Raw genomic sequence first — 16864 nt, 5'->3', positions numbered from 1 at the left:
AAGCTTTGTAGCTAGCGAATAACCACTCAAAATAGACCATACCAATAGCGTTTTGCAAATTTTCATGATAAGCCTCCTAAAATCTCAATAAACAGACTATTCTCTTTTAGCTCTAAGCTAATATTAGTAAGTTAACAATATATTTTTAAAATATTATTAAGAGAAAAATAGATTTTACTAGGAGGTTGATAAGAAGGAATTCTAAAAATTTCCTTGATGATATCGAAAGCACACCATAACCTGCTTATTTTATCATAAACGTATCTATTAGTCAATGATATATATTAGATTTTATTTTTCCTACTTTCTATATAAAAAAATAAAACGATGGTGATAATCACAGAAAAAGAAACCGCATAAAAAGAAAATCTAAAAACTGCTGTGATACCATAAGCCTCTGATAAAAGCATCTGAAATTTGTATAAAATGGCTTTTGCCAATATCTTTGAATCAAATTTTTCTTCAAAAAGCTTAAAACCTATGCTGTTAAAAACCCTTGAGTCATTTATATAATCGAAGTTTTTCGCGCTATAAGAAGTTATTATATTTGTAGCTATAGAAGTCCCAAGGGAAGCCCCTATAAGCCTCATATATCCATATATAGCTGTGGATAACCCCATAAGCTCTTGTTTTACAGATTGAAAAGCTATTTTTAAAATTGGTGCGAAGAAAAGCCCCATTCCACAGCCAATAAAAAACATATAAAGCGTAATCTTATCCCTTGGTGTATAATAATCTATATTTGATAAAAAGAAAAATAGCGTGATCATCAATATTGTCTCTGAAAAAAATATAAGTATGCTTGGATTTATCTTATCGGCTAACTTTCCACCTATCAAAGAAAAAACACCTATTCCTATAGCATAAGGGAAAATATGTAATCCTGTCTCAAAAGTTCCAAGGTCTCTCACTCTTTCAAAATATATAGGTATAGTGTAAACAGTTTGAAAAAATGTTAACCCTTGTACCAATACAAATACACTTACTGCCAACGTAAATTCTAAGTTTTTAAAAATTTCTAAACCCACAAGTTTGTTATCAAATATTGTTTCTAAAAGCAAGAACACCAAGAAGGATAAAACTGATATTGTTAGGAAGTATATGGATTTTATATTTGAAAACCATCCCCATTTTTCACCTTTTGATAGTAGTATGATAGACGATATACTAAAAGAAGAAAGTGCCAAGAAACTCCACATATTAAACATCATTTTATGGCTTTTAACATGATAAGAAGGCAAAAAGGATACTCCTAAAGCCAAAAGAAGAATAGATATAGGTACATTTATATAAAAAATTGAGCGCCACGATATATACTCTACAAGATACCCGCCTATAGTAGGACCAAGTCCAGGTGCAAAAGACATTCCAAGGGCATATATACCCATAGCTCTTCCTCTCTCTTCTTTAGGAAAGCTCATCTGTATGATGGCTTGCCCAGCAGGTATTACAAGTCCTTCCCCTATTCCTTGAGTACTTCTAAATATTATCATCTCAAGCAAAGAATGGGCTTGGCCCGCTAAAACGCTTCCCAGCGTATAAAATATAAGCCCTACTATGTATACTTTTTTAAAGCCGTGTATTCCAGATAAGGTGTTAAAAGCAAGCATAGTAATAGCCGTGGAAATTAGATAGCTTATAGAAACCCACTCTATACCAAATAAATCTGTGTGAAGGGGAGCTATCATCCTTGGCATAGCCACGTTGACGCTGGTGGTACCTAACACCACCATAAAAACACCAAGAGACACTATACCCACATAAAACCATTTCATGACTGACTAATCAATAATATTATATCATATAACGAACTTCTTAAAATAATATATAATGTTTGTATGGAAAAGCTTGAAAACGGTTGGATAAAAAGTGGTAAGAGCATAGTAAAAACATATTTTATAGATGATTGGGATAAGATTACAGAGTTTCTTATATTTATTACTAATACTATAAAAGAACTTGACCATCATCCGGATATACTTTTTCACACCACTAGCAAAAGTATTACTATATTTTTAACTACTCATAGTGCTAGCGCCCTATCAGACAAAGACCTTGAATTTGCAAAAAGATTGGACAGTTGGATAGAGCAAAACAAATAAATATTGAATGACTAAAAAAGAGCTTATAATATATACACTTCTTTCTTTTTATTTTTTCTTTATTGGCAACAACATACTTTCTATAACATCTCCAGACGAAGGAAGAAATTTATATGCTGCTTCTTACATGCTTCAAACAGGACATTTTTTAACACCTATGTTTAACTGCCATTTTAGGTTTGAAAAACCACCTATGCTATACTGGGTAAGCGATTTGCTGTTTTTAATATTTGGAGTTCATGTGTGGCTTGCTAGGGCTGTCTCTGGCATAAGCGCTTTTGTAATAGGCATTTTTACTTATAAAATAGCAAAAGATATATACAATCTAGAAAATCCTTTTTACGCCTCTTTAATACTTTTTAGCATTACCCACCTTTGGATAGAATCAAGGGCGTATGTCCCAGAAATGCTTCTTACAGCTTTTGAGATAGTATCGATATACCTTTTTTTAAAGGAAAAAACAACCCTTGGGTATATATTTATGGGCTTTGCAACCCTTACCAAAGGCCCAGTAGGTACAGCTGTAGTTTTGATGGTGATAATATCTTTAAAAAGGAATATAAAATTTATAAAAAGGCTTATTGATGTAAAAGGTATTTTGTTATACATAATGGTGGGTTGGGGTTGGTACATTTACATGATTTATAGGTATGGATTTTATTATATATACAAATTTTTTATAAGAAACAACATAGACGTCTATACAGGTCAAAAAAATATACACCTATATCCGTTTTATTATTACATAATAGTACTTTTTATAGCTCTAATACTTTGGGTTCCTTGGTTTTACAGCTTTTTTAAAAAATATTTAAACCAAAAAACAAAAGCCGCCACGGATATGCTTATATGGTCTTTTGTAGTACTTTTATTTTTTACGTTATCCAAAAACAAACTTCATCATTATATAATAAGCATATATGTACCTATTTCAATATTTATATCAATGTATGCTTCTAAAAAGCTTATAAAGTTTAACCTCATATTATCAAGTATTTTGCTTTTTATCCTTTTTATCCTAGCTTATCGTTATGAATCAGAACGCTTTGTACCTAAAGCTGTTTCTATATTAAAATCTCAAAGACTACCAGTTTATTATGATAACGCCCATTTATCCGCTATGGTTTACTATCTAAATACATGCATAGATTCTCTGCCAAAATACACACCTAAGCATTATTTTGTTATATCAAAAAATCCGCCGAGCAAAATGCCTTCTTACAAGCTTTTAACAAAAGGCATAGAGTTTGACGGTAAATATTATCTTTACGAAAAATAGTTTAAGCTCATAGATTTTAAATTACCAGCATAGTATAATCTTATATGAAGCGGTAATAGCTCAATGGTAGAGCGGCTGCTTCCCAAGCAGCAGGTTGCGGGTTCGAATCCCGTTTACCGCTTTTATAAAGAGTATATGTCTATTTTGTTCTCGTATATAGCTTTCCCTACTACCACACCGCTTACTACATCTTTTAGCCTTATCACGTCATCTATAGAGACTACACCACCAGAAGCGATAATGGGTTTTTGGGTACAATGTTTAAACTCTTCATAAGGAGTTGTATCAACTCCACTTAGCATACCATCTATATTTATGTTTGTGTAAAGATAAGACTCTATAGGATAATCGTTGTAAAGCCTTGCCATATCACAAGGACTCATACTGCTTTGCTCTTCCCATCCTCCTATTGCTACTTTGCCGTTTTTGGCATCTACGCTTAGAATTACTTTGTTTTCATACATTTTTAAAAGCTTCAAAAACTCCTCTTTGTTTTTTACAGCCATTGTACCTACTATTATATAATCTACCCCTATATCAAAAAGTGCCTTCGCCGTTTCTAAACTTCTAATACCACCCCCTACTTCTACTTTGGCTTTATTTTTTTGTTTTAGCATATCTTCTAAAAGTTTTAGGTTTTTTGGAATACCAAACTTAGCACCGTCTAAATCCACTATATGAATACGCTTAAAACCAAGCTCTACAAAAAGCTTAAACTGCTCTACAGGGTCTTTTTTATACACTTTTACATCTTCAAACTTTCCCTCTTTTAACCTTACCACAGAACCATTTTTAATGTCTATAGCAGGTATTATAAAGTCTTTCATAGTAAATCTATTGCCTTCTTTAGCTTCTCTAGGCTTTTATCTATAATCTCTTTTGTGTGGGCTGTTGATAAAAACCATGCTTCAAACTGGGAAGGTGGCATTAAAACACCTTCTTGTAAAGCATTTCTGAAAAACTTACCAAATATATTTGTATCTGAGGTTTTTGCGCTTTTAAAATCTATCACATCTTTTTCTGTAAAAAATATCGTAAACATAGAAGTTATTTCGTTTACTTTGTGAGCTATACCCTTTTGAGATAGCATTTTGCTAATGTTGTAAGTAAAGTATGCTCTAAGTTCTGACAGCTTATCGTAAATTGATATATCAGAAGAAAGAGTTTTTAACACAGCAATGCCAGAAGCCACAGATATAGGATTTCCAGATAAAGTGCCAGCTTGGTATATAGGGCCTTCTGGTGCTATTTTTTCCATAATGTGGTTTTTGGCACCATATGCTCCTATTGGCATACCACCACCTATTATTTTACCGTAACATACTATATCTGGCTCTATACCAAAATACTCTGCTGCACCGCCCAAAGCCAATCTAAAACCAGTTATCACCTCATCAAATATAAGTAAAGCGTCGTTTTCTTTAGTGATGGCTCTTAGCTTGTTTAACCAAGATTCTTTTGGCAATACTACTCCCATGTTCCCAGCCACTGGTTCTACCAAAACTGCCGCTATTTGGTTTTTGTATTTTGAAAAAGCCTCTTCTAAAGCCTCTTCATCGTTGTAATCTAAGACTATCGTAAAAGATGCAAACTCTCTCGGTATACCAGGCGTCCCAGGGATTCCAAGGGTAGCAACCCCAGAGCCAGCTCCTACCAAAACGCTATCGCTAAACCCATGGTAACATCCATCAAATTTTATTATATATGGCTTGTTGGTTATACCTCTTGCAAGCCTTATAGCAGACATTACAGCTTCTGTACCGCTTGATACAAACCTCACTTTGTCTATTACTTTTGAGGCTTTTACTATAAGCTCTGACAGCTCTATCTCATACAAGTTTGTAATGCCAAATGAATTTCCTTTGTCAAGAGCCTCTATTATCTTAGACACCACGACGTCGTTTCTATGACCTAAAATTAATGGCCCAAAAGAAAGCATATAGTCTATATACCTTTTGCCTTCTATATCTTCTATAAAAGCGCCAAAACCCCTATTTACCACGATAGGGTCTGCTCCTACAGACTTGAAGGCTCTAACTGGTGAAGAAACACCACCCGGCATATACCTTTTTGCCAATTCAAAAGCTTCTTTGTTTGTCATACAATATATTATATAGGAATCTAATTTAGAATTCTTTTTCTATCATAATCCACTATTGTTATGATGTGTTTCTATATATGTTTATTGTATTTACATAGAGATAAGATATAATATCTATATGATAGTATTAGATATAATTTTTCAGCTTATATTAGGGGGATAGATATGTTTGTGTTTGGGGTTCACTGCCATCAACCCATTGGGAACTTTGACTACGTCTTTGAAGAGGCTTACGTTAAAGCTTACAAGCCTTTTATTGATTTTTTTTATGAGCACGAAGATTTTAAACTATCTGCTCATTTTAGCGGTATCTTGTTGGAATGGCTGTTGAAAAATAAAGAAGATTTCATAAAAAAGCTTGGTGATATGGTCCAAAGAAATCAGCTTGAGATAATAGCAGGGGGTTATTACGAGCCTATACTTGCTTCTATCTCAAAAGAAGATAGAATCATTCAGATAGAAAAGTTAAATCAATTTTGTAAAGAAGTTTTTGGTAAAAAACCAAGAGGTATATGGCTAACAGAGCGAATATGGGATACTTCTGTTTTACAAACTATTATAGAACTTTCTATGGAATACATAATAATAGACGATTACCACATTTTATCAGCTGGATATCCTTTTGAAGAAGGCTTTTACTTCACAGAGGATGAGGGTAAAAAAGTAAATTTAGTGCCAATAGATAAAAGGCTTAGATACAAAATCCCATTTGCCGAACCTCAAAGTGTGATAGATTTTATTAAAAGCCAAAAAACTTCTATTATAATAGATGATGGTGAAAAATTTGGTATATGGCCATACACATATAAAACTGTTTACGAAGAAAAATGGTTAGAACGCTTTTATGAGCTTTTAAAAAAAGAAAACATAGATACCAAAACAATATCTGAAGCACTAGAAGTCTCTTCTAAAAAGCTTGTTTATCCAGCATCTATTTCTTATGAAGAGATGGGCCATTGGGCTTTAAACTATAAAGATGCTATAGATTACGAAATGGCAAAAGAACAATGTAATGATTTTGAAAAGTTTATAAAAGGTGGCATTTGGAAAAATTTTTTCACAAAATATCACGAATCAAACTATATGCACAAAAGGATGTTAGAGGTATCTAAAAAAAGCTCTAGCAAAGAAAGTATCTTAAAAGCCCAATGCAACGACGCTTATTGGCACGGCATATTTGGTGGTATATACTTTCCCCATTTGAGAAGAGAGATTTGGAGCAACATAATAAAAGCTGATTTTGAAAATAGCCACTATGAATTTATTAAAGAAGACATAGACTTTGACGGAAAGCTTGAGATAAAATTAAAAAATAAGGATTTTATAGTGGTGGTGTCTGAAAATGGAGCCATTAAGGAACTTTCTGTAAAGGATATAGGCAACTTAAACGTATGTCTTTCAAGATATAAAGAGTTTTATCATTTTATAAGCAATCAAGAAGAAAACGATAAAGGCAAGACCATACATGAATTAAAAAAAGATATATCAAAGTATAAGGATTTTATAACTTACGATGAAAAACCAAGATTTTTTAGCTATGATGATATATCTTGGAATTTGGTAGATGCAAAAGAAGATGAAATAGTCTTTGAAGAATCTCAAAACAAAAAGGTTATAAAGCTTCAAGACGATAAGTTTATTTTAGAATACAACTTAGAAGATACAACACCAGTAGATATAAACTTAGGCATTCACAGTCTAAATATTGAAGAGTATGAAATAGATGCTGACAATATAGTATTTGAGGCTTTTGAGATAGGTAAGATAAGTTTAAAATTTTCTAAAAGCCTAAAACTAAGGGTATACCCCATCAAAACAGTATCTCAATCCGAAAAAGATTTTGATGTTATAACCCAAGGTATATGTATTGGTTTTCTAGCTGGAGGTGAGCTATCCGTAGAGATATCATGCTAAGTATCGCTATGGCTTTTTCCCTTAGCGCATGTGGAATAAAAGCACCGCCAAAACCACCAGCACCACCTCAGGTATTGGTAAAAAGGATTGGAGAATACATATACATAAAACCAGTTGGAAAAGAAGAATTAAAGGTGAAGGGTTTTTATAAAAGCGGTGATATCTTTTTTAAAAAAGATAAATCTTCTCTATGCTTTGAAATAGAGGGCAAAGAATCTTCTTCTTTATACTGTGTACCCCCTGCTATAGAAAAAGTACCATTGATAGTAAAAGCTTATAGAAGATTTAGAATACATATAACGCTAAAAGGTTTTAAAAGATATAGGCTATACAAACACCCCATAGGTAAGCCCTTTAATCCTTTTCAGAAAGGCATTGTAGTAGGCGATAACGCTATATTACCTCCGGACTTTTCTTCTTTTTGCTACAGCATAACAGGAATCGAAAACGGAATAGAGTCGTCTCCAACAGAAGCATGTTTTCAAAGACAAACACCGCCAGCCCCTCAAACACCAAAAAATATCAATTTCATGATATACAACGGTAAAATCTATATATATTGGGAACCAAACGAAGATAATGGTTACACTATAGGTTATCTTGTCTATAAAAATGATAAACTTTTAACGAAAAAGCCAATACGTTCAAACGTATTTGTTGATGAGCTTCCGAAGGGTTTTACAGTGTTTAAGGTAGAAGCAGTCGGAGAGTATGGCACCAAAAGCAAACCAGCAGAGCTTCAAATAACATTGAGAGCGTTAAAGCAAGCGTTAGGATTCTAAAAAAGTAAGTATAAATGTTGTGCCAACGCCTAAAGTAGATAGTACATCTATATTTATTTTTAATAGCTTGGATGCGTGCTTTACTATGGCAAGCCCAAGCCCTGTGCTTTTGTAGGCTCTGTCTTTTGATACGCTGTAAAATCTTTCAAATATGAAAGGAAGATGTTCTTTTGCTATACCTATACCTGAGTCCTCTATCGAAATCCTAAGTTTATCTTCTTTTTTTGCAATTATCTTCACATATCCGTTTTGTTTGTTGTACTTAATTGCGTTATCTATTAGATTTTTAAGTATTATGCTTAAAAGCTTTTTGTTGGTCTTTATCTTAATAGGCTCTATATCCAAATACATTGACAATCCTTTGCTTGCTATAGAATGTGCAAACATATCTAGTATTTCTTGTATCAAGCTTTTAACATCCACAAAATCTTCAAGTTTTATATTATCTTCCATGGATTCCACAAAAGATAGAGTAAGCATGTCGTTTATTAACTCTTCCATAGATTCTGAGGCATTTTTGGCTTTTTGTAAAAATTTTATCATAGCTTCATCTTTTTCCTTTTCTATGACCATATCCAGCACGCTTTTTATAACACTAAGAGGTGTTTTGAGCTCATGTGAAGCGTTCGCTATAAATTCTCGCTTAGATTTTTGATAAAGTTCGTAATTTGTAATATCTCTCATAAAAAATACATCCGCGTCTTTTAACGTTTTTTTGTATAAGCCATACGTTCTTTCTTTATAGGTTATTTTTATCGCTTTACCTTCTTCCAAAAGCCCGATACTAGATATTAGCTCAAAGGGCCTTAACACTTCGTAATAAGACTTATCTTTATAATTTGGCAACACAAAACCATTTTTTATAGCTGATTCATTTGCAAAGGTCATAACATTTTTCTTGTTTATTAAAAAAATAGGGTCTTCCTGTAAGTTTAAAATATCTTGTGTAAATGTCATAGTATGTATTTTGATATCTCTGGGTCTTTAGCAAGATCTTCTAATTTTGATAGCACAAACTTATCATCTATTATAATATGTTGACCTTCCATATCTGGAGCATTGAAAGAAATATCTTCCACCAGCTTTTCCATTATAGTGTAAAGTCTTCTAGCTCCTATGTTTTCATCTTTTGAGTTTATATATTCTGCTATTCTTGCTATTTCTTTTATAGCCTCATCTGTAAAATCTATATCTACATTTTCCGTTTTAAGAAGCTCTTTGTATTGCTTTGTAAGAGCGTTTTGAGGCTCTCTAAGTATTCTTTCAAAATCTTCCATTGTAAGAGCTTTTAACTCTACCCTTATAGGAAATCTACCTTGAAGCTCCGGTACCAAATCAGATGGTTTAGCCATATGAAAGGCTCCAGCCGCTATAAAAAGTATGTGGTCTGTTTTTACTGGGCCGTATTTGGTGTTTACTGTGGTACCTTCTACTATAGGAAGTAAATCTCTTTGAACTCCTTCCCTTGAAACGCTATGACCAACTCCTTCATGTTTTACAGCTATCTTGTCTATCTCGTCTATAAACACAATACCAAAATTTTCGGCTAAAAATACCGCTTCAGATTCTAAATCTTCTTTATCTATAAACTCCTCTGCCGCCTCCTGCTCCAATATATTAACAGCATCCTTTACCTTTAATTTTTTCCTTCTTTTACCGCTAATCCCACCAAGCAAATTCCTAATTTGCTTATCTAAATCTTCTAAACCTTGCAACCCCATCACTTCTATAGTTGGCATGCTCTGTTTTTCTTGAATCTCTATTTCTATAAGCTCGTCATCATATTTACCTGTTTTCACACCGTATGTTGCCTCAGATATGCTTATATTTTTTAAAGAAGATATTTTTTGAGCCACTTTTCTTATAGCCTCTTCTCTAGCAATATTTTTAACGCCATCGGTCCTTTCTTTTTTTACAAGCTGATAAGAGATATTCACAAGTTCTCTTATCATAGATTCTACATCTCTTCCTACATAGCCTACTTCCGTGTATTTGGTGGCTTCCACTTTTAAAAATGGGGCTTTTATAAGATTTGCCAGTCTTCTTGCTATTTCTGTTTTACCTACACCTGTTGGTCCTATCATTAGTATATTTTTTGGAGATACTTCATCTCTAATGTGAGGTGGAAGTTTTTGTCTACGCCAACGATTTCTAAGGGCTATTGCTACTTGTTTTTTTGCTTCTTGTTGACCTATTATATACTGATCTAAATAATTTACTATTTCTCTTGGAGTTAGATTTTTTAATAGCTCATCTCTATTTTTCATCTTCTTTTTCTTTAACCTCTTCTTTTGAAGGTTGGTATGCCACTATAGTCTCTTTAGTAAATTTTATCTTGGTGTTTGTGTCGACTTTTAAGGTAATAGTGTCATCCGAAATATCTGTTATAACGCCCCATATACCAGAAGATGTGATAACCTTATCACCTTTCTTTAGATTTGATAGAAATTCTTGATGTTTTTTTCTTTGAGTTTGTTGCGGTTTTATAATGAGAAAATAAAATATTACAAATATTATACCTATAAACACTAATTGTGCCAAAACAGGTCCCATTGGATTCCCATTCATAAAAACTCTCCTTTAAATATTTTTCCAATAATCTTCATAAGCAACCCAGATATATGGTAATATATATTTTATATTATTCCAATCCTTCATATACTTTTTTCTTTTTTTATAAGCTTTTTCGTTGGTGATGCCATATATTTCTTTTGCTTCTTCCTCAAAAGAAGCCAAATCCTCCTCTAAAATATACCTTGCCAGCATATTTCCAGATACCACCGCCTGAGGTATACCACCGCCTGTTATTGGATGACAAAAACCCCCAGCATCTCCACAAAGAGCTATATTTGATGAAACCAGTTTATCTATGCCATCTAAGGGTAAAAAACCACCAGAGCTATCTTTACATTCGCCCTCTATAAGTCCAATTGATATCATATCTTTTATAAAAAACTCTAATACGTCCCTAGGGTTGTCGTTGAAAAATATGTCTATACCGATACCAACGTTGGCATATTCTTTCTTTGGAAACACCCATCCGTATCCTCCTTTTATATATTCTCTAAAAACTACCACTATGTCTTTTAGAGGCTCTTTTAATTTGCACCTTTTTTGGGCACACACTGCTAACTCATGCTTTTTAAAGAAAGCTTTCTCCATTACAAAAGACCTTGGCCCATCTGCTCCTACAAGATAATCAAACTCTACATGATATATATCGTCTTGCGCTTTTAGTATAGCTGTTTTTTTATCATAAAAGCCCAAAAAAATGGTCTTTAGTAAAGCCTTGGCTCCGCTTTTTATAGCTTGGTTGAATATATTAGCATCAAATATTGCTCTATCCACCATAAAGCCTTTTGAGTCAGAATATACTCTTTTATTATCTGGTTCTATGGTGATCATATTGTCTATGTTTTGTACAATAGAATCTTTAAAATATTCCTCAAATTTTTTTTGCATAAGTTGTTGTGGTATAAACTCAGCACATTGGACAGGAATACCTATTGTTTTTCTTGAATCTACTATAACAACGTCTATTCCGTTTCTGGCAAGCTCATGGGCAGCGCTAGAACCAGCCAAACCACCACCTACTACAAGAACGTTTGTTTTAAATCTTTTTGGCATTATGTTGATCTTTGTTTAGCTCTTTTTTCATATATTTACCCATTTTAAAATAAGGCAAATAATGCTCTGATACAAGAGTTTGTATACCAGTTCTTGGATTTAACACCATCCTAGAAGGCTTTTTTTTCAGCATAAATACTCCTAGTTTTCTTAGCTCTATGCGTTCATCTTGCAAAAGCCCTTCCATTATAGCATCTAAGAAATAATCCACCACAAGCTTTATATCCTTTTGACTATAATTCGTCTGTCTATCTATTTGTTTAATAATATCGGATTTCTTCATAGGTTTTTATTATATCATAGCTTATTCGACTGTCACAGTTTTTGCAAGATTTCTTGGTTGGTCAACGTCTAGACCAAGCCTGCTTGCCACTTCATAAGCTATAAGCTGTAGCGGCAAAACACTAATAAGCGGGTAAAGATCTTCTTCATCTAAATCTGGTATTCCTATGAAATGCTTTGATATGTTTCTGAGATGTTGATCAGAAGCGCTACCTATCACTATAAGCTTTGCCTTCCTAGCAAGTACTTCCTCTATATTTGATATTGCTTTTTCATAAAGCTTATCTTTTGGTGCTATAAACACAACGGGCATATTTTCGTCTATTAAAGCTATAGGACCATGTTTCATCTCACCAGCAGCATACCCTTCTGCGTGTATATAAGATATCTCCTTTAGCTTCAAAGCCCCTTCTAAAGCTATTGGAAAAGAAAGACCTCTTCCTAAGTATATAGCATTTTTTGCATTTGATAATTCGCTGTAAACTTCTCCATTTAAATCGGCGTTTTGTAAAACATCCTCTATCTTTGACGGTATATGAGCAAGCTTATCTATTTTGTTGCTATACTCTTCGTAAGTCATATATCCCCTTTCGTAACCCATAAAAGCCGCCAATCCATATAAAACAGCTATCTGAGCGGTAAATGTCTTTGTAGCAGCAACACCTATCTCTGGTCCTGCATGTGTATATAACGCATAATCACTTTCTCTATCTAATGAGCTTCCAACAACATTTACTATGGATAAGAGCTTAGCACCGTTACCTTTGGCATATTGAGCAGCAAATCTTGTATCTGCCGTTTCACCAGACTGAGATATGGCTATAAATAGCGTATTTTCATCAATTGGTATATCTTCGTATCTTTGCTCAGATGCATATCCTACTTCCACCGGAATCTTTGCGTATCTTTCAATAAGATATTTACCTATCAAAGATGCATTGTAGGAACTTCCACAAGCACTCATCACAACCCTGTTTATAGCTTTTATATCAAAAGGAAAACTTATACCCTCTGACAAAAACCCTCTTACGGTATCCGATATTACCCTTGGTTGTTCATATATCTCTTTCAGCATAAAATGTTTATATCCAGATTTTTCAGCAGATACTATATCCCAAGGCACAAACATACTGTGCTTCGTTTTTATCATGCCGTTAAAATCGTATATGCTTATAGTGGTCTTTGTAACATCTACTATCTCTTTATCATCTAAAACAATTATCTGCTTTGTATAAGGAAGTATTGCCGGTATATCGGAGGCTAAAAAATTCTCATTTTCACCAACCCCTATTACAAGAGGGCTTCCTTGTTTAACACCTATTATCCTATCTGGTTCATATTTTGTGATGACGGCAAAAGCAAAAGCTCCCTTTAAAAGCTCTATAGTTTTTTTAACTGCTTCCAGCAAGTCCCCTTCATAATACTTTGCTATAAGGTGCACTATTACCTCTGTATCCGTTTGGGATGTAAATATATGTCCTTGATTTATAAGATCCTCTTTTAATTCTTTATAATTCTCTATAATTCCGTTGTGAACTATTGCAAAAGATTTACCAGGGTCAAGATGGGGATGCGCATTTTCAGTGGATGGTATGCCATGTGTTGCCCATCTAGTATGACCTATACCGCAACGTGCTTTAGAGGATTTACCCCACAGAGATTTCACCAACTCTCTTATTTTGCCCACTTCTTTTTGCACAAATATCTCGCCGCTTTCGATAAGCGCTACGCCGGCAGAATCGTATCCTCTATACTCTAACCTCTCTAAAGAACTTAAGAGTATTGGTAAAGCTTCAGAATCTCCTATATATCCTACTATGCCACACATATCAATTATAGACTTTTATTATATTATAAAAAGAATCCCTTTGTATTGGGATTTTAGAAGCACCTTTTATTATACCCACCAACTTTTCTATAGTCTTGCCGTAGGTTTCAGTAGAACCAGCCGCATGCACCACAAGCTCCTCTTCCAAAGTACCATCTATGTCATTTGCCCCAAAATTTAATGCTATCTGAGCTAACTTTTCCCCCAACGTTATCCAATAAGCTTTTATATTGTCAAAGTTGTCTAAAAATATCCTCGATATAGCTATAGTCTTCAGGTCATCCACAGAAGACGTCCTCTCTCCACCAAGAGCAGTACCTTTTGGATGATAGGCCAGTGGTATAAACACTTGAAATCCACCAGTCTTGTCTTGTAAATCCCTTACTCTTTTCATATGGTCTATCCTTTCTTCTATGGTTTCTATATGTCCGTAAAGCATTGTGACGTTGGAAGGTATCCCTAACTTATGAGCGGTTTCATGTATTTCAAGATATTCCTCAGCGTTGGCTTTGTTTGGTGCTATAATAGACCTTACTCTTTCTGCAAAAATCTCTGCCCCGCCACCAGGAAGCAAAGAAAGACCTGCTTCTTTTAACTCAAGCAACACATCTTCGTAGGTAGATTTTGATATCTTCGCTATATGGTCTATTTCTACTGCAGTATATGCTTTAATCACAATATCTGGGAAATTTTGTTTTACAACTCTTATTAGATTTACATAGTCTTCTCGTTCCCAATGAGGTGGCAACCCACCCACTATATGCACTTCAGTAATACCATTTTTATAAGATGACTCTATCTTTCTTAAAATCTCATCTATGCTTAGTTCAAAAGCCCTTTCATCGGATTTTGATACACCAAAGCTACAAAATTTACATTTATAAACACATATATTTGTAGGATTTAAATATCTATTTACTATAAAGTATGCTTTATCTTCATTTTTTTCTTTGTTTAGCTCGTTGGCAGCGTATCCCAAAGCGCTTAAAGGTGCATTTTTATATAGATAAATTGCTTCTTCTTCTGTAAGTCTATCTTTGTTTAGTGCTTTTTCTAATAAAGAAGAAACCTCTTTATCTTCTAAAAGTTCAATCATGTTAACCTCCTTAAAAGCCAAATAAGAATATATTAATAAAAGTTTTCTAAATTGCCATGTTTTTTAATCATCTTACTATGGCCACTCTTGGCTTATAATAATAATCATAAACTATTTCGACATCACCAAAGATGTTTTTTATGGCCTCTTCTTGGTCGTGTCCTATCTCCATAAGCATTGGTCTTACATCAAAGGATTTTAGCTTCTTGTAGAAAAAAAGCCCATCTTCTTTACCATCCAAAGCTTTTATATCCTCATACTCTAATATATTTTTATCAAGGGTTTCAAGGCTATTAGTAGGAATATAAGGTGGGTTTGCCACTAAAAAATCTACTTTTTCTACTTTGATGGCATCTGCTATGTTAGAACATACCACTAAAATTCTATCTTCTACTTTGTGTAGTTTTGCATTTTTTAGCGTTAACTCGCAAGCTTTTTTATTTATATCCGTTGCTACCATTTTCAAATGTGGATAATATTTTAAAAGCGAAATACTTACAATACCACTTCCCACAAAAGGCTCAAAACCTACTTTATAATCTTTTACAATTTCTATAGCTTTTTCTACCAAAATTTCTGTTTCTGGCCTTGGTATCAAAACAGGTGGCTCTATGAAAAACTCATGCCCAAAAAACCACCATTTTCCAATAGCGTATTGAAGTGGCATACCTTTTTGCACTTTACACACTATATCGTTAAACTTCTCTACGCTCTTATCGTCTATTTCTAAAATATCTTGGTGTAAATATATATAGTTTTTATCAAAACCACTCACATGTTCTAATACAATAAGCGTATCTCTAAGATTTAGAGGACTTTGTTTGATGAGGGTTGATATGTTCATTTTGCATTATAGAGGAGTTGTTTCTTACATCGGTAATTATAGCTATAGCAATTGCAAGTACCATAAATATAGCGATAAACCAATAAGTACCCTTAGTAAGTATGGTATCTACTCCACCAACACCAAATATAGACCTTGCAGTAGCGCCTCCAAAAGCGGCCCCTATATCACCTTTTGACTTCTGCAAAAGCACCAAAACTATCAAAAGCAGCGCTATTATTATAAAAAGCACCACCAGTATATAATATAAAAGCTCCATAGTATTATTTTAACTCAAAATAAATTTTATAGCTTTACCAAAAATGCTTTGTTCCTTAGGCAATTTATTATCTCTTTTAAGCTTTGGGCTTTTATGAAATAGGCTCTTCCGCCATAAGGGTCTCCCATATTCTTCATAGGGTTTATCCGGTGATAGGTCTTGTTTATCACCACATAGCCTGTGGTATAATCAGTATCATCGCTCCAACAAACCTCTGCAATCACGCCGCATCTTATATTTTTTGAAACCAAAGCTAGTGCATCCAAAGCCCTATCAGTAATTTTATAGCCCAAAGAAAACAGCTTTTGTTTAACAAACTCTCTATCTTCCCAATCTACTTTTATAGTTCTTATGCCCTTTTCTTTATCCTTTTCTAATCTTTGACCTGTCTCAATATCTACAAGCATAGCCCCTCTCATGTTTTTGCCAAAAGCGGCTCCTTTAGAAAGCTCTAGCAAAACATTTTCCGCTATATATCCTTTTATACCTATGTTTTCAAGAAGTACCTTTGCAAAATTTCTAGCTTCTTCTACACTTTTAAAATCAAAGCTCCTTATAGAGGGCATTTTAATAAATTCTATATCTTCTATGTGCTCTGTTTTTATGCTTATAAAATCGTAAAACTTTGGCCTTTTTAAAAATTCATTGACAACTTTAGAGATATCTTCTTTTTTACATATTCTTTCAGCGCCTGACACGTGCACATTTTTAAAAGATGCTCTCATTCTTATAGAAACTAAGCCTTCCATC

Annotated in this window: 17 protein-coding genes and 1 tRNA gene; 5 read left to right on the top strand and 13 right to left on the bottom strand. The window is 33.7% G+C overall.

The features are described 5' to 3' along the window. Nucleotides 1–284 precede the first annotated feature (284 nt). Nucleotides 285–1775, bottom strand: a complete 1491-nt coding sequence (locus ACYQZV_RS04845; RefSeq protein ID WP_459893785.1) for a DHA2 family efflux MFS transporter permease subunit — start codon at nt 1773–1775, stop codon at nt 285–287. 63 nt (nt 1776–1838) lie between these two features. Here ACYQZV_RS04845 and ACYQZV_RS04840 point away from each other — a divergent pair, with 63 nt between their 5' ends. From ACYQZV_RS04840 to ACYQZV_RS04830, 3 genes are all read left to right on the top strand, one after another. After that, nucleotides 1839–2102, top strand: coding sequence for a 4a-hydroxytetrahydrobiopterin dehydratase (locus tag ACYQZV_RS04840; protein ID WP_459893783.1), 264 nt, complete (start codon nt 1839–1841; stop codon nt 2100–2102). A 7-nt stretch (nt 2103–2109) separates the two neighbouring features. After that, complete coding sequence (locus ACYQZV_RS04835; RefSeq protein WP_459893781.1) at nt 2110–3381, top strand: ArnT family glycosyltransferase; 1272 nt, start codon at nt 2110–2112, stop codon at nt 3379–3381. 49 nt (nt 3382–3430) lie between these two features. Further along, nucleotides 3431–3502, top strand: a tRNA-Gly gene (locus tag ACYQZV_RS04830). 1 nt (nt 3503) lies between these two features. Here the strand turns inward: ACYQZV_RS04830 and hisA are convergent. Beyond that, complete coding sequence (hisA, locus tag ACYQZV_RS04825) at nt 3504–4208, bottom strand: 1-(5-phosphoribosyl)-5-[(5-phosphoribosylamino)methylideneamino]imidazole-4-carboxamide isomerase (protein ID WP_459893779.1); 705 nt, start codon at nt 4206–4208, stop codon at nt 3504–3506. Then, a complete protein-coding gene (gene hemL, locus ACYQZV_RS04820; protein ID WP_459893777.1) occupies nt 4205–5482 on the bottom strand; it encodes a glutamate-1-semialdehyde 2,1-aminomutase in 1278 nt (425 codons plus the stop codon). Before hemL ends, hisA begins: the two co-directional genes overlap by 4 nt. A gap of 165 nt (nt 5483–5647) precedes the next feature. Between hemL and ACYQZV_RS04815 the strand changes: the two genes are divergently transcribed. Both ACYQZV_RS04815 and ACYQZV_RS04810 read left to right on the top strand, forming a co-directional pair. Beyond that, nucleotides 5648–7396: an alpha-amylase/4-alpha-glucanotransferase domain-containing protein gene (locus ACYQZV_RS04815; protein ID WP_459893775.1), complete on the top strand. Its 1749-nt coding sequence runs from the start codon at nt 5648–5650 to the stop codon at nt 7394–7396. Nucleotides 7397–7404: 8 nt separating this feature from the next. Then, a complete protein-coding gene (locus ACYQZV_RS04810) occupies nt 7405–8178 on the top strand; it encodes a hypothetical protein (protein WP_459893773.1) in 774 nt (257 codons plus the stop codon). Here the strand turns inward: ACYQZV_RS04810 and ACYQZV_RS04805 are convergent. The 10 genes from ACYQZV_RS04805 to ACYQZV_RS04760 all read right to left on the bottom strand — a co-directional run bounded on the left by ACYQZV_RS04805 (nt 8167) and on the right by ACYQZV_RS04760 (nt 16863). Further along, nucleotides 8167–9135 carry a sensor histidine kinase gene (locus ACYQZV_RS04805; RefSeq protein ID WP_459893771.1) on the bottom strand — a complete coding sequence of 323 codons (969 nt, stop codon included), beginning with the start codon at nt 9133–9135 and terminating at the stop codon, nt 8167–8169. The two genes, ACYQZV_RS04810 and ACYQZV_RS04805, sit on opposite strands and share 12 nt — an antisense overlap. Next, nucleotides 9132–10445, bottom strand: a complete 1314-nt coding sequence (gene hslU / locus ACYQZV_RS04800) for an ATP-dependent protease ATPase subunit HslU (protein WP_459893770.1) — start codon at nt 10443–10445, stop codon at nt 9132–9134. The genes ACYQZV_RS04805 and hslU overlap by 4 nt, the downstream gene beginning before the upstream one ends. After that, nucleotides 10435–10746: a preprotein translocase subunit YajC gene (gene yajC, locus ACYQZV_RS04795; RefSeq protein ID WP_459893768.1), complete on the bottom strand. Its 312-nt coding sequence runs from the start codon at nt 10744–10746 to the stop codon at nt 10435–10437. Before yajC ends, hslU begins: the two co-directional genes overlap by 11 nt. A gap of 12 nt (nt 10747–10758) precedes the next feature. Continuing rightward, nucleotides 10759–11805, bottom strand: coding sequence for a geranylgeranyl reductase family protein (locus ACYQZV_RS04790; RefSeq protein ID WP_459893766.1), 1047 nt, complete (start codon nt 11803–11805; stop codon nt 10759–10761). Then, on the bottom strand, nt 11789–12088 hold the full coding sequence (locus ACYQZV_RS04785; RefSeq protein ID WP_459893764.1) for an HU family DNA-binding protein: 300 nt from the start codon (nt 12086–12088) through the stop codon (nt 11789–11791). The genes ACYQZV_RS04790 and ACYQZV_RS04785 overlap by 17 nt, the downstream gene beginning before the upstream one ends. A 21-nt stretch (nt 12089–12109) precedes the next feature. Continuing rightward, nucleotides 12110–13915, bottom strand: a complete 1806-nt coding sequence (gene glmS / locus ACYQZV_RS04780; RefSeq protein ID WP_459893762.1) for a glutamine--fructose-6-phosphate transaminase (isomerizing) — start codon at nt 13913–13915, stop codon at nt 12110–12112. A gap of 1 nt (nt 13916) precedes the next feature. Continuing rightward, nucleotides 13917–15011 (bottom strand): aminofutalosine synthase MqnE, encoded by a 1095-nt coding sequence (mqnE, locus tag ACYQZV_RS04775; RefSeq protein WP_459893760.1) that lies wholly within the window; start codon nt 15009–15011, stop codon nt 13917–13919. Between the two features lie 67 nt (nt 15012–15078). After that, on the bottom strand, nt 15079–15855 hold the full coding sequence (locus ACYQZV_RS04770) for a N5-glutamine methyltransferase family protein (RefSeq protein ID WP_459893758.1): 777 nt from the start codon (nt 15853–15855) through the stop codon (nt 15079–15081). Further along, entirely contained in the window at nt 15812–16114 is a 303-nt protein-coding gene (gene secG, locus ACYQZV_RS04765) for a preprotein translocase subunit SecG (protein ID WP_459893756.1), read from the bottom strand. Before secG ends, ACYQZV_RS04770 begins: the two co-directional genes overlap by 44 nt. A 26-nt stretch (nt 16115–16140) precedes the next feature. Continuing rightward, nucleotides 16141–16863, bottom strand: coding sequence for a 6-carboxyhexanoate--CoA ligase (locus ACYQZV_RS04760; RefSeq protein ID WP_459893754.1), 723 nt, complete (start codon nt 16861–16863; stop codon nt 16141–16143). Between the last annotated feature and the right edge of the window lies 1 nt (nt 16864).

Source organism: Hydrogenobaculum acidophilum (genome assembly GCF_054656715.1).
Note: the sequence above shows the minus strand (reverse complement) of the source record. Positions and strands in the feature narration are given on the sequence as shown.

Excerpts from the sequence above, each read along its gene's own strand:
- hisA (WP_459893779.1), bottom strand. The coding sequence starts at position 4,208 with ATGAAAGACTTTATAATACCTGCTATAGACATTAAAAATGGTTCTGTG.
- glmS (WP_459893762.1), bottom strand. The coding sequence starts at position 13,915 with ATGTGTGGCATAGTAGGATATATAGGAGATTCTGAAGCTTTACCAATA.
- mqnE (WP_459893760.1), bottom strand. The coding sequence starts at position 15,011 with ATGATTGAACTTTTAGAAGATAAAGAGGTTTCTTCTTTATTAGAAAAA.
- ACYQZV_RS04790 (WP_459893766.1), bottom strand. The coding sequence starts at position 11,805 with ATGCCAAAAAGATTTAAAACAAACGTTCTTGTAGTAGGTGGTGGTTTG.
- ACYQZV_RS04845 (WP_459893785.1), bottom strand. The coding sequence starts at position 1,775 with ATGAAATGGTTTTATGTGGGTATAGTGTCTCTTGGTGTTTTTATGGTG.
- yajC (WP_459893768.1), bottom strand. The coding sequence starts at position 10,746 with ATGAATGGGAATCCAATGGGACCTGTTTTGGCACAATTAGTGTTTATA.
- ACYQZV_RS04810 (WP_459893773.1), top strand. The coding sequence starts at position 7,405 with ATGGCTTTTTCCCTTAGCGCATGTGGAATAAAAGCACCGCCAAAACCA.
- ACYQZV_RS04785 (WP_459893764.1), bottom strand. The coding sequence starts at position 12,088 with ATGAAGAAATCCGATATTATTAAACAAATAGATAGACAGACGAATTAT.
- ACYQZV_RS04815 (WP_459893775.1), top strand. The coding sequence starts at position 5,648 with ATGTTTGTGTTTGGGGTTCACTGCCATCAACCCATTGGGAACTTTGAC.
- ACYQZV_RS04805 (WP_459893771.1), bottom strand. The coding sequence starts at position 9,135 with ATGACATTTACACAAGATATTTTAAACTTACAGGAAGACCCTATTTTT.
- hslU (WP_459893770.1), bottom strand. The coding sequence starts at position 10,445 with ATGAAAAATAGAGATGAGCTATTAAAAAATCTAACTCCAAGAGAAATA.
- ACYQZV_RS04760 (WP_459893754.1), bottom strand. The coding sequence starts at position 16,863 with ATGGAAGGCTTAGTTTCTATAAGAATGAGAGCATCTTTTAAAAATGTG.
- secG (WP_459893756.1), bottom strand. The coding sequence starts at position 16,114 with ATGGAGCTTTTATATTATATACTGGTGGTGCTTTTTATAATAATAGCG.
- ACYQZV_RS04835 (WP_459893781.1), top strand. The coding sequence starts at position 2,110 with ATGACTAAAAAAGAGCTTATAATATATACACTTCTTTCTTTTTATTTT.
- ACYQZV_RS04770 (WP_459893758.1), bottom strand. The coding sequence starts at position 15,855 with ATGAACATATCAACCCTCATCAAACAAAGTCCTCTAAATCTTAGAGAT.
- hemL (WP_459893777.1), bottom strand. The coding sequence starts at position 5,482 with ATGACAAACAAAGAAGCTTTTGAATTGGCAAAAAGGTATATGCCGGGT.
- ACYQZV_RS04840 (WP_459893783.1), top strand. The coding sequence starts at position 1,839 with ATGGAAAAGCTTGAAAACGGTTGGATAAAAAGTGGTAAGAGCATAGTA.